Origin of the sequence: Saccharothrix coeruleofusca (assembly GCF_014648515.1) — a bacterium.
In the GTDB taxonomy this organism is placed as follows: Bacteria; Actinomycetota; Actinomycetes; order Mycobacteriales; family Pseudonocardiaceae; genus Actinosynnema; species Actinosynnema coeruleofuscum.
This window is the reverse complement of the sequence record NZ_BMRG01000004.1, coordinates 651,714-664,521: the sequence shown is the minus strand read 5'-3', so window position 1 is coordinate 664,521 and position 12,808 is coordinate 651,714. Positions and strand designations below refer to the sequence as shown.

Here is a 12,808-nt window from a genome sequence, read left to right as displayed (position 1 = left end):
GGTCAGGCCCGCCGCGGACGACGCCAGGCTGCTCGTGTCGTGCGGCCGCCCGGTGCCGGGGCTGGAGGTGGCCATCGTCTCGCCCGACACGTACGACGCACTGGGGGACGACACCGTCGGCGAGATCTGGATCGCCGGGTGGGCGGTCACCACCGGTGTGCACGGCGACCAGGGCAACGTCCGGGGCAAGCTCTACGGGCACTTGAGGGGCGACCCGGAGCGGCTGTACCTGCGAACCGGGGATCTCGGGTTCCGGCACGGCGGCGAGATCTACATCAGCGGCCGTCTGAAGAACGTGATCATCGTCCGAGGGCAGAACTACGACGCGATCGACCTGGAGCACGTCGCCGAGCGGGCGCACCCGGCGATCCGGCCGGGTGGAGCCGCCGCGTTCCCCGAGGAGGGCGCGCTGGGGGAGGAGGTCGGTGTGGTCTGCGAAGTGGTGGACTCCTGCTCCGACGAGGAGTTGCCCGCGGTGGCCGCGGCCGTGCAGCGCCGCCTCGGTGAGACCTTCGAGCTCAGGGCCCAGATGATCGCCCTGGTCCGGCCGAGGAGCGTGCCCAAGACCTCCAGCGGGAAGGTCCAGCGCGCCGAGTGCGCCCGCAGGCTGCGGAGCGGGGCGATCGAGGTGCGCCACCGGTACCCGCTCGCCGAGGACCGGCCCCGCGCGAGCGGCCCCGAACTGCGCCCGATGGTCAGGTGGCTGGTGGCCAGGACCGTTGGAGTGCAGGCGGCGGAGATCGACGACCACGCGCCGCTGTCCGAGTACGGGCTGGATTCGCTGCGTGCCGAGCAACTGGCCGGTGAGCTGGCGAAGGTGCTCGGGATCAGCGTGCCGGAAACCCTCGTCTACGACCACCCCACCATCGCCGACCTCGTGCAGGCGCTGGAATGAACGCCGAGCCCATCGCGATCACGGCCATGTCGTGCCGGTTCCCCGGTGACGTGTTCGCACCGGAGGACCTGTGGCGGGTGCTGATGGACGAGACCGACGCCATCACCGAACTGCCCGGCTCCACGGGACCGCTCGACCAGTACGTCCCAGCGGGGATCTCCGCACCGGGCACGACCGGCACCCGTTGGGCCGGTCGGGTGCCCAGCGCGGCCGACTTCGACGCGGGGTTCTTCGGGATCTCGCCCGCCGAGGCCGAGAGCGTGGATCCCCAGCAGCGGATGCTGCTGGAGGTCTCGCACGAGGCGATGGAGCGGGCAGGTCTGCCCGCTCGCGGTGACGAAGCCCGTGACTGCGGTGTTTTCGTCGGTATCAGCGGCAGCGACTACGGGCGGCTGCTGGGCGCCGACCTCGCACGTGTCGGTCCGTACTTCAGCACTGGTCAGTCCCCGGCCATCGCGGCCAACCGGTTGTCGTACGCGTTCGACCTCCGAGGGCCCAGCCTGGCGGTCGACACCGCCTGCTCCTCCGGCCTCGTCGCCCTCGACCTGGCCGTGCAGCACCTGCGGCGGGGCACGTGCGGCCGGGCGCTCGTCGGCGCGGTGAACCTCGTGCTGGCCCCGGACAACTGGGTGTCGCTCTCGGAATTCGGCATGATGGCGTCGGACGGTCGTTGCCGGCCCTTCGGCGCGGACGGCGACGGTTATGTGCGCTCGGACGGTTGCGCGGTGCTCGTGCTGGAGCTCTTGACGTCGGCGCAGCGGCGCGGCAGCGAGGTCCTCGCGGTGATCCGTGGAACAGCGGTCAACCAGGACGGCAGGAGCAACGGCCTCACCGCCCCCAGCGGGCCCGCGCAGGAGGAGGTCATCAACCGCGCTCTGGTGGATGCCGGATTGCCCTCCTCCGCGGTGACCTACGTCGAGGCGCACGGCTCCGGCACTCCGCTGGGGGATCCCATCGAGTTCGGAGCGCTGCTGCGCACGTACGGCAAGCGGCAGCCCGCGGACGGGCCGTGCTACGTGGGCTCGGTCAAGTCCAACATCGGCCACACCGAGGCGGCGGCGGGCCTCGCCGGCCTGGTCAAACTGGTCCTGTGCCTCCGCAACCGGAAGCTGCCCGCCTCGCTGCACACCGAACGGCTCAACCCCCGGCTGCCCGCGACCGGTGGCTCGGTCGAGATCGTCACGAGCACGCGCCCGTGGGACACCGGCAAGGAGCTGGTCGGAGCTGTCAGCTCGTTCGGGTACGGCGGCACCAACGCGCACGCCGTCGTCTCCGAGGGCGTGCCCGCACCGACCACGACGATCCCTGACCACCCCGCCCTCGTCCTGCCCCTGTCGGCTCGCAGCGCCGCGGCCCTGCGTGCGCTGGCGGGCCGCTACGCCGACACGCTGGAAGCCGGGGACGGCCCGTCGGTGGCGGACGTGTGCTACACGGCAGCGGTCCGACGCGCGCACTTCGACCACCGTCGGGGTTTCGTCGCCGTTGACCGGGACGGACTGGTCGCCGAGCTGCGCCGTGCCACGGCGGACAACGAGCGGCGCGAGAAGCGGTTCTGGCGTGAGAGCGTTCTGGTGTTCCCCGGACAGGGCGGCCAGCACGCCGCCATGGGGCGCGAACTGCTCGCACAGCCCGCGTTCCGGCAGGTGGTCGACGCGTGTGAGCCGATCTTCGCCGAGACGCTGGGAGTGTCGGTACACGGGTTGCTGGCGGGGTGGAACCGCGGCGGGGCGGAGCGTTTGCGGAACACGGCCGTGGCCCAGGCCGCGCTGTTCGTCTACCAAGCCGCGCTCTACGCGGTGTGGCGATCGTTCGGCGTGCGGCCCGCGGCCGTCATCGGCCACAGCGCGGGAGAGGCCGCGGCGGCCTTCGCAGCGGGCTTGTTCGACCTGGAGTCCGCGGCCCGGTTGGTGGCGGAACGCGGTACGGCGATGGCTGACCTGCGCGGGTCCGGTGGCATGCTGGCCGTCACCGGGCAGTCCGCGGACTCGCAGGACATCAGGCGAGCCGCTGAGCAGGCCGGACTGGTGCTGGCGGCGGAGAACAGCCCGCGCGGCTGCGTCCTGTCCGGGCCGGAGGAGCGACTGGCCGTCGCGGCCGGGGTGCTGACCGGGGCTGGTTACCGCTGCACGCGCTTGACCATGGACTACGCCTTCCACAGCCCGGCCATGCGTCCGGCCGCGGACCGGATGCGGGCGATGGGGGTGGGGGCGGCCACCGGTTCCGGCACAGCCCTGTTCTGCTCCAGCGTCACCGGTGACGTCCTGGACCCGGCGGCGCTCGGGCCGGATTACTGGGCTCGCGGCGTCGTCCAGCCGGTGCGGATGCGGCAAGCCGTGGAGGCGCTGCTGCGCCGGGGTTTCACCAGCTTCCTCGAGATCGGTCCGGCCTCCGCCCACGCCGTGGACATCGCCGTCACCGCGCGGTGGGCAGGCACGACGCCGGTGGAGGTCGTCCACGCGGGCGGCGACCTCCCGGAAACCCTCGCGCGCCTCTACTCGGTCGGGGCCGACCTGGACTGGACGGCTGTGTACCCGCACGGCCGGTTCGTCCAGGGCCTGCCCACCTATCCCTGGCAGCGGCAGCGGTACTGGGGCCTCGATCCGACCCCGAAGGGGAGCGAAATGACACACCCGGCGGTCGAAGACCTCGGTACGTGGGTGAAGGGCGAACTCGCCGGGCAGTTGGGCCTCGACGTCCGGGAGATCTCCGACGACGACCGGTTCCTGGAGCTGGGAGCGGACAGCCTGGTGATGCTCAAGCTCGTGGCGCGGCTCAACGCGCGTTACGGCACGCAGATCGAGGTCAGGCAGCTCCTGGAGGAGTACATGACCATCCGTGAGCTGGCTGGGGGGCTCAGCGGCGTGCGGGTGCTCGACGGTGCAGACGCCCAGGAGGGGGAAACCGCGCCTACCACCGCTGAGGAAATCGCGGTTCCGACGACGAGTGCGCCGGCCGTGGACGTCGCGCCACTTGACGCGAGGCCGGTCGACGGCTTGCCCGCCGTAGTCGCCGAGCAGTTGAAGCTCATGCGCGATCAACTCACCCTCCTCGGTGCGCGAGCGCGGATCTCCGCCGATCCACCGGCGAGCACGGCCACGTCAGCGAGTGCGGGCGCCAAGCCCGCCGAGGGCGTTCCAGCGGGCGGGACGCGGACCGGTTCGTCCGCAGGGCGGCCTCCCGAACCGCCGAAGTGGCGGCCGAGCAAGTTGACACCCGCCCAGGAGCGCTTCGTCAACGACCTCGCGTCGCGGACCAGTTCCCACGCCCGGCAGCTCGTGCGGCGGTACCGTCCTCGCCTGGCCGAGAGCAGGCCGTTCAGCCACTTCCGCCCGGAGCTGAAAGACCTGCACGTCCCGCTGGTCGCCGAGCGCACGGCAGGCGCGAAGATCTGGGACGACTCCGGCCGCGAGTACATCGACTACGGCATGGGCTTCGGTGTTCACCTGTTCGGGCACAACCCGCCGTTCGTCACCAGTGCCATCCGACGGCAGCTGGACAGGACGTATTCGCTGGGCGTCCAGCTCAAGCAGGCATACGAACTGGCCGAACGGCTGGGCGACCTCACCGGCCACGAGCGGGTGACGTTCTGCAACACCGGGTCCGAGGCCGTCATGGGAGCGATCCGGCTTGCCCGGCTGGCCACCGGACGCCCCAAGGTGGCCTACTTCGACCGGTCCTACCACGGGTTGACCGATCTCGTGCTGGCCAGAGCGGATGCCGGTGGCGCGACCCCGATCGCGCCCGGCCTGTCCGCCGCGGCGGCGAGTGAGGCGGTTGTCCTGCCGTACGGGCAGGAGTCGGCGCTGGAGTACCTGCGGGCAGCCGACGATGTCGCGGCCGTGGTCGTCGAGCCGGTGCAGAGCCGCAACCCCTCGTTGCAGCCTGCCGCTTTCCTCGCGGCACTGCGCAGGCTTACCGGCGAGCGCGGCATGGTTCTCGTCTTCGACGAGATGATCACGGGGTTCCGCATCGGTCCGGGTGGTGCCGCCGCGCACTTCGGCGTCACCCCCGATCTGGCCACCTACGGGAAGATCATCGGTGGTGGCCTGCCACTCGCGGTGATCGCCGGGAGGGGCGACCTGATGGGTGGGATGGACGGCGGCGTGTGGCGTCCGGGCGACGGCAGCATGCCGACGCACACCACGACGTTGTTCGGCGGCACCTTCCAGAAGCACCCGCTCGCCGTCGCGGCGGCCACTTCGGTCCTCGACCACTTGGCCGATTCCGGTCCGGGGCTCTACGAGGACCTGAACGCGCGTGCGGACCGCCTCGTCGAGGGGCTGCGCGAGATCTTCCGCGAAGCGGCCGTCCCCTACACCGTCGCGTCCTTCGGGTCGATGTGGCGGTTGGAGTACCGCGGTAACCCCAGCCTCCACCAACCGCTGGAGATGGAGCTGCTGTACCACACGCTGTTGTCGGAGGGAATCCACGTGCAGGAAGGGCGGACGTTCTTCCTGTCGACGGTCCACGAGGACACCGACGCCGAACGGTTGCTCGACGCGGTCGACGCGAGCCTGCGGCGCCTGCGCGAGCCGGGGTTCCTGACGGCCGCGCAACCCGCTCCCCGGCTGGAGTGGGCGATGACGCCTCAGCAGAAGCAGCTGTGGCAGCTGCAGCGCCACCACGGTCCTCAGTGGACTGCCTACCACGAGAGCGTGCTGGTTGACCTCCGCGGTGATCTGGACCGCGACGCCCTCCGCAGGGCCTGGCGGGATGCCGGGCGCAACCACCCAGCGCTACGCGCCGCGGTGACCGCTGATGGCGAGTGGTTGAGGTGCGACCGGAGCACGGATCTGACGATCCGGGTTTCCGATGTCCCGCCGACGCCTGAGGCCATCGCCGACGACGCCGCCGCGCCGTTCGCCCCCCTCGACGGCTCGTTGTGCCGCGCGACCCTTTTCGAACACTCGCCACAGCACCACGCGCTGCTGGTGTCCGCGCACCACCTCGTGATGGACGGCACGAGCTTGTCCTTGCTGCTCGACGACCTGGCGGGGTTCTACAGCGGGCACGTGGCGGGGGAATCCCTTCCGCCGAGTCGGCCTGCTGTGCCCGTACGCCTGCGGCAGCAGGTCACCTCGGTCGCGGAACCGCTTCCCCGCACGCCGGACGCCTTCGACCCGGCGCGTCGGCACACCGTCCCGCTGGCTCCGGATCTCTGGGCCGCTCTGCGCACCGGGGCCGCTGAACTCGGTTGCACCCCTTTCGCGCTGGCGTTCAGCGCGTTCGCCTACGCCCTGCACCAGGTCACCGGTGAGGCCGAACTGGGCCTGGGTGTCCACGTGGACCAGCGGCCGCTCGACGAGCACGACTTCGCGGGCCACTACGTGCTGGTCGCCGGGGTGCGGACAGCTCTGTCCAGGGGAGAGTCGTTCCGCGATCTCGAGGCCCGGACGCGACCGCACCTGGTGAACCTGCTCGACCGCCCCGCGGCCGCCGGAGAACCGGACGCCGTCTTCAACCTCAACCCCGCTGTCCCCGAGCCGCGCATGAGCGGCCTCGACGTCTCGATCGACCTCCCGCCGGTCAGGCATGCCAAGTACCCGTTGTTCTTCGACGTCATCAGCATCGGCGAGAACCGGTTCGTGGACATCGTGCACCGGCCGTCGTTCGACGCCGAGACGGTGGAGAAGCTCCACCTCTGCTGGGAGTCGTTGATCAGGCACGTGGGTGCCGAAGGGAGCGACTTCGCAGAACAGCCGCACTCCGATCCCAGGGAAGGTTGAGTTCCATGGTCCTCCACCCCATCCGGGCGACGGCACCCGGCGGCGCCGAGCCCCACCGCCGGTCATGAACGTATCCCCTGCCCAGCACCGGCTGTGGTTCCTGCAGCAACTCGATCCGGGCGCGACCGAATACAACGGGTGCGTCGCGTACGAACTGCGCGGTGCGCTCGACCGGCGTGCCCTGCGCCTCGCGGTCAGTGATCTGGTGGACCGGCACGAAGCCCTGCGCACGAGTTTCCCGGCCCAGCGCGGGGTGCCCAGGATGGACATCGCTCCGCCCGGTGGAGGCGTCGACATCCCGGTGGTGGACATCTCGGACGCCGAGGCCGCCCTCTTCGTCGAGGAGCGGATCAGCACGCCGTTCGAGCTCGCCGCCGGGCCGCCGATCCGGATCTGGTTGCTGTGCCTCGACCGCGACAGGCACGTCCTGGTCATCGTCGTGCACCACATCCTCATCGACGCGTGGTCGATCGAAATCATGGCCGAGGAGCTCAAAGTGCTGTACACGGCTCACTCGAGTGGCACTCCGGTGCGGCTCCCGGCCCCCGAGGCGCAGTACTCGGACTTCGCGGCCTGGCAGCGCGCCACGCTCACGCGGGAGCACGTCGAACGGGAGTTGTCCTTCTGGCGGGAACGGCTCGACGGTGCGCCCGCGCTGCTGGATCTCATCGCCGACCGGCCACACCAGGTGGATTCATCCGCGGCCGGTGAGGAGCTGCTCCGTCCCATCCCGCCGGATCTGGTCGAACAAGTGCGATCACTGGCTGCCCGGTACCGGCGCACGATGTTCGTCACCGCGTTGACGGCGTTGACGGCGCTGCTGTCCCATGTCTCCGGAACGGATGACATCGTCCTCACCGTCCCGGTCTCCGGGCGATCCCGCGCCGAGTTCCAGTCCACGGTGGGGTTCTTCGTCAACACCGTCCCCCTCCGCATGGACATCCCCCGTGGGCTGCCGTTCGACCGGATCGCCGAACGGGTGAGCGCGGCCACCTTCGACGCGATGGAGCACTCGTCGGTCCCCTTCGACGTCCTGGTGAGCGAAAGCCGCGATCGGCGTGGTGAGGGGAGCACACCACTGGCGGACATCGCGTTCCAGCTGCTGCACACGGGAGCGGGCCGCACGCGCTGGGGCGGTCTCGAAGTGGCCGAGTGGGGTGGCGCGCGCCAGGCGGTCACGCGATTCGCACTGGAACTGCACGTGCTGGACCGAGCACCACGGGCAATGGATCAAGCGCTGTGCTACCGCACCGACCGGTTGCTGCCCGGTACCGCTCGACGGCTGCTCGACGGCTACGAAGGAGTCCTCTGGGCAGCAGCGGCCGATCCGGGGGCCCCGCTGTCCGAACTGGGGAGCCGCGCGTGGTGACCGGCAGCCCCGCCGATCCGGCCGATCCGTCCACCGTCCCGGCCCCGCGCCTGGCAGGGGAGTGGTTCTGGCTCCCCGCTCCACGGCCCGCGAGCAGGCTGCGCCTGTTCTGCCTGCCCCACGCAGGCGGCGATGTGGCGGCATTCGGGGAGTTCGGTCGGGCGTTGCCCGACGACATCGAGTTGTGGGCCGTGCGGCTTCCCGGCCGAGGGGGCCGGACGGGGACACCCATGCCCGCGACGCTGGACGAACTGGTCCAGCGGATCCGGACAGCCATGCACCCGCACATCGAGCACCCCTACGCGATCCTCGGTCAGAGCCTCGGCGCGCTGGTCGCGTTCAACGTCGCCGCCTGCCTCGACCGCCCGCCGGTCGCCTGCGTGCTGGCCGCACTCCTGCCGCCCCGGTGCTGGCAGGAACCCCCCGGCCCGGCCGCTGGGCAGGATCTGCTCCCGTTCCTGGAGGCCACCGGCGGGTTTGACGCCGCGGCGCTCGCCGAGGCAGGCCTCCTCGAACGATCCCTGGCGGTCACGGCAGGCGACCTCGACCTGTGCGCGGGCTACCGCCACCCCGAGCAGACGCTGCTCGACTGCCCGGTACTGGTCCTGTCGGGTGAGGACGACCCCACCGCGAGTCCCCCCGAGATGGCCGAGTGGCGCCACCACGTCGGCGGATCGTTCACCCAGGCCACGCTCCCCGGCGGCCACCTGGTGATCGGTGAGGCTCCCGCGGCCGCGGCCGAGCTGGTTTCCCGGTTCCTGACCTCTGCCCAAGGATTCGACATGACCGCAGTGCCCACCGATCGCCCGGCCGTCCTGTCGGCAGAGGGCGTGCTGACCCGTGCCGAACTCGACGACCGGACGGCCCGGTATGCCACCGCCCTCAGCGAGGCCGGACTGCGGCCTGGCGATGTCGTCGCCATCTCCCTCCCCGACGGCGCGGACGCCGTGTGCGCGCTGTTGGCCGCGCGGCAAGCAGGCGTCGCATTCGTCTGGCTCGACGAGAACCAGCCCGGCGAGCGGCGAGCCGCGACCGTCGCCGACTGCGCTCCGTCCGGGCTGATCGCGCGCCCGAACGGCATGACGTCCGTTTCCGAGGGCGCGGCTCTGTTGTCGGTGGACGGAGCGGCGGTCGAGGTACTGCGCCCCAAGGCCCCTGGCTTAGCCAGGCCGAGCGTGCCTACGGACACCGAGTACCTCGTCTACACGTCCGGGTCCACCGGCACGCCCAAGGGCATCGTCCAACGCGCGGGCAACCTGGCGCAGTTCGCCGAATGGCTCGCCGCCGAGCTGGCGCTCGACGAGCGGGCCCGCGTTCTGCAGTGGGGCAGCCTGGTCTACGACGGTGCCTACGTGGAGATCGCGATGGCCGTGCACGCCGGTGCGACGCTTGTCGTGCCGCCAGCCGAGGTCAAGGCGGACCCCGCGAAGGTCCATGCTTGGATGGCCGAGCACCGGGTTACCCACCTCCTGGCGGTCCCCAGCCTGTGCCGTCCGCTCGTCCAGTGCGGTCCGCTCCAGCACGTGCGCGCGGTCTCCCTGCACGGTGAGGCGCTGCGGGCCGACCTCGTGCACGAGGTCAGGCGGAACTTCCCAGGGGCAGTGGTCCGCAACCTCTACGGTCCGAGCGAGTGCATCTCGGCGACCGTCCACGTCGTCGCCGATCCCGCCGAGGACCCCATCCCGCTGGGGACGCCCATCCCCGGCAGGGAGATCGACCTCACCGACGAGTCCGGCCTGCCTGTGCCGACCGGCGAGGTCGGGGAGGTCAGGATCCGCAGTCCGCACCTCGCGCACGGCTACCTGAACCGCCCCGCGGAGACGGCGAGCGCGTTCCTGGCGGGCGACGTCTACCGCACCGGCGACCTCGCCCGTCGCACGGCCGACGGCAGGCTGCTGTTCTCGGGCAGAGCCGACGACCAGGTCAAGATCCGGGGAGTCCGGGTGGAACTGGGCGAACTGGAGGCCGCACTGGGCAAAGCCGCGGACGTGGCCAGGACGGCCGCTCGGACCTACGGGGACGACCCGGAGAACCCGAGGCTGGCGGCCTACCTGCAACCGCGCCGGGGACGCCGTGTGGACATCGCGGCGGTGCACCGGCAACTGATCAACACCCTGCCCACCTACCTGGTGCCCGGCGCCTACGTCGTGCTCGACGAGTTCCCCCTGGCGGCCAGCGGGAAGATCGACCGCCGTCGGTTGCCGATCCCGAACGCCGCCGAATCGCCCTCGGAGCCGTACTTCGCGACCGAGACGGAACGACGCCTCGAGGCCATTTGGCGGGAGGTCATCGGCTGTGCCAGGGCGCGGCCCGATGACGACTTCTTCACCGCTGGCGGTCACTCCCTGCTGGCCCCGCGGATCGTGGCCGAGGTGGCCGTCGAGTTCGGTGTCGAGCTGCCCGTACGCGCGGTTTTCGACCATCCGACAGTGCGCGAGTTCGCCACGCGCATCGACCTCGGGACGGAGGCCGTCGCCGAGCGGGCCGAAAGGAGCTCAGGTGCTGCTGGACCAGCATGACATCACCAGTCCGGAGTTCTGGGCGAGGCAGGATGCGCACGCGCTCGTGGACGAAATACGCCGTGAAGGCACCGTCCAGCGCCATGAGACACCCGACGACGGCCCTGTTTGGTCGGTGCTGGCCCATCGTGAGGCACTGGCGGTCCTCGGTGATCCGGTCGCGTTCAGCTCCCAACGCGGGTCGCTGCTGGGATCGGGCCGACGGCCTCCGGCGGGGGCGGGGAAGATGATGGCCCTCACCGACCCCCCGCGACATCGCGCCTACCGCGAGTCAGTCGCCCCGTTCTTCTCCACGAGTGGCGCCGCGGCGCTCGAGCAGCACGTGGTTCACTTGACGCGGCGTGTGTTGCGAGAGCTGCCCGAGGGCGAGGACATCGACTTCGTGCACGAGATCGGTGCGGTCGTCCCCTTGCTGGTCATGTGCGAGCTGATGGGTGTCCCCGCCGAAGATCGCGACGATGTCGTGGCCATGTGCGACGAGGCTTTCCTGGGTGACACCGCGCTGCGGCGGCAGAAGGCCCACCAGAAACTCCTGCCGTACCTGTTCTCGCTGGTCACCAGGAAGCGGCGGGAGCCGGGGCGAGATGTCGCCAGCGCGCTGGCTGGTGACCTGGACGTGGAAGAAGCAGTGCTCAACTGCGACAACATCATCGTCGGCGGCGTCCAGACGGTGCGGCACACCGCCGCGATGGCGATGCTGGCCCTGACACAGCACCCGGACGCTTGGCAGACCCTGCGCGCAGGCGCCGACATGGGTGTTGCCGTCGAGGAACTGCTGCGCTGGACATCCGTCGGGCTGCAGGTGCTGCGCAGCGCCACCCGTGACGTCGAACTCGCGGGTTGCCACATCCGGGCGGGGGATGCCGTGGTGGTCTGGACACCTGCGGCCAACCGCGATCCGGCCGTTTTCCAGCGGCCCCACCACCTGGACCTGCGACGCAGTCCGAATCGGCACGTGGCCTTCGGCTGGGGAGCGCACTACTGCATCGGTGCCCCGCTGGCGCGCATCGAGTTGCGCGCGTTGTTCACGGCGCTGGCCACGACGCTGGAGTCCGTGGAGGTGGTGCGCTCTCCGGTGCACAACCGCTCGATCATCAACTTCGGGCTCGACCGGTTCACCGTCCGACTTCGTCGAAAGGTCCGCGGATGAAGCTGCCATGGGCCCCCGAGGACCTCCCGAACGCCGCAGCGGACCGGTTCGGCTCGCTGAAGCCCGCCCTGCGGGAGGCGGGCTTCACCGATGACGTCGTCGCGCGCAGGCTCGGCGCGGCGGACGCCATCGACCTGCTGAGCCACTCGGCGATGTACGCGGTGTACTCCGCCCTCGACGTCGAGTCGCTCACCACGGACACCGCCGGTGCGCTGATCCAGTTGTTCGTCCGGAACGGCCCCCTGCCGCGGGACCGCTACGAACACGTCGTGTCCGCTCCGCTCGCCCGTGTCCTTGAGGCGCTCGCGCTGGTGCGGATCGACGAAGGCCAGGTGTCGCCGACGGTCTCCATCTCACCGGTGCGGTCCTTGTACCTGTTGTCGGACGCCCTGTTCACCACCGGGCCCGGTGATGTCGCGATCACCATGGCCACCGGGGCCGGGCTGGTGATGCCACCACATGCGTCGAGCTTCACCCTCCTCGACGCCATCCGCACCACGGCGTCGGAGACCCTCCTCGACATCGGCTGCGGTAGCGGCATCCTGGCGCTGGCGTCGTGGACCTCCTGCGCAAGCGTCATCGGTATCGACGTCAACCCCCGCGCTGTCGCCTATTCCCGTGTCAACGCAGCGGTGAACGCCATACCCGCAGCCTTCACCGTCGCCGACATGAACCGCAACCCGCTGCCCGCGGAGCGGGCCGATCGCTTGGTCTTCAACAGCCCGACGGGCCCGCGGCGGTCACCCGAAACGGGCTGGACGTCCGCCCAGGGGGCGCTGAGGTCGGTCGTCCGAGCCATGGGCACCGTCCTGGTACCCGGCGGAACGGCCGACGTCCTGGTGATAGCCGAGCTACCGCAGGGGCGCGCGTTGCCGGACCTCGTTGACGAGTGGCTGGCCGACCTGCGTGGCTGGAAGGAGGTACGGGTGCGCGAGGTGCCCGGCTCACCGCAGGCGGTTTCCGCTCGCGACCTGGCCAGCGGGCGCTTGTCCCCGAAGTGCCTGCTGGCGGACGGACCCGAAGACAGGGCACGTCTGCTCCACTCCCTGCGCGTCCGGGGTATCGAATCGGTCGTTCCGGCAGTCGTCTCGATCACCTCGGTGTGACTGTGCGTTGCCGGTGACGGCGCGGTCCTGCGCCTACCCAGGT

6 protein-coding genes are annotated in these 12,808 nt (G+C 70.7%); all 6 read left to right on the top strand.

What is annotated here, in order from left to right; all coding sequences use genetic code 11:
- Nucleotides 1-895 (top strand): non-ribosomal peptide synthetase (locus tag IEZ00_RS15210; RefSeq protein ID WP_189223853.1); only part of this gene is annotated, 895 nt, incomplete at its 5' end.
- Nucleotides 892-6,621: a type I polyketide synthase gene (locus IEZ00_RS15205; protein WP_189223852.1), complete on the top strand. Its 5,730-nt coding sequence runs from the start codon at nt 892-894 to the stop codon at nt 6,619-6,621. The genes IEZ00_RS15210 and IEZ00_RS15205, both read left to right, overlap by 4 nt.
- A 64-nt stretch (nt 6,622-6,685) precedes the next feature.
- Complete coding sequence (locus IEZ00_RS15200) at nt 6,686-7,990, top strand: condensation domain-containing protein (RefSeq protein WP_189223851.1); 1,305 nt, start codon at nt 6,686-6,688, stop codon at nt 7,988-7,990.
- A complete protein-coding gene (locus IEZ00_RS15195) occupies nt 7,984-10,509 on the top strand; it encodes an amino acid adenylation domain-containing protein (RefSeq protein WP_189223850.1) in 2,526 nt (841 codons plus the stop codon). Before IEZ00_RS15200 ends, IEZ00_RS15195 begins: the two co-directional genes overlap by 7 nt.
- Nucleotides 10,490-11,659 (top strand): cytochrome P450, encoded by a 1,170-nt coding sequence (locus tag IEZ00_RS15190; RefSeq protein ID WP_189223849.1) that lies wholly within the window; start codon nt 10,490-10,492, stop codon nt 11,657-11,659. The genes IEZ00_RS15195 and IEZ00_RS15190 overlap by 20 nt, the downstream gene beginning before the upstream one ends.
- Complete coding sequence (locus IEZ00_RS15185) at nt 11,656-12,765, top strand: 50S ribosomal protein L11 methyltransferase (RefSeq protein WP_189223848.1); 1,110 nt, start codon at nt 11,656-11,658, stop codon at nt 12,763-12,765. The genes IEZ00_RS15190 and IEZ00_RS15185 overlap by 4 nt, the downstream gene beginning before the upstream one ends.
- The last annotated feature ends 43 nt before the right edge of the window (nt 12,766-12,808 follow it).

Coding starts and splice junctions, on each gene's coding strand:
- IEZ00_RS15205 (WP_189223852.1), top strand. CDS start 892: ATGAACGCCGAGCCCATCGCGATCACGGCCATGTCGTGCCGGTTCCCC.
- IEZ00_RS15200 (WP_189223851.1), top strand. CDS start 6,686: ATGAACGTATCCCCTGCCCAGCACCGGCTGTGGTTCCTGCAGCAACTC.
- IEZ00_RS15185 (WP_189223848.1), top strand. CDS start 11,656: ATGAAGCTGCCATGGGCCCCCGAGGACCTCCCGAACGCCGCAGCGGAC.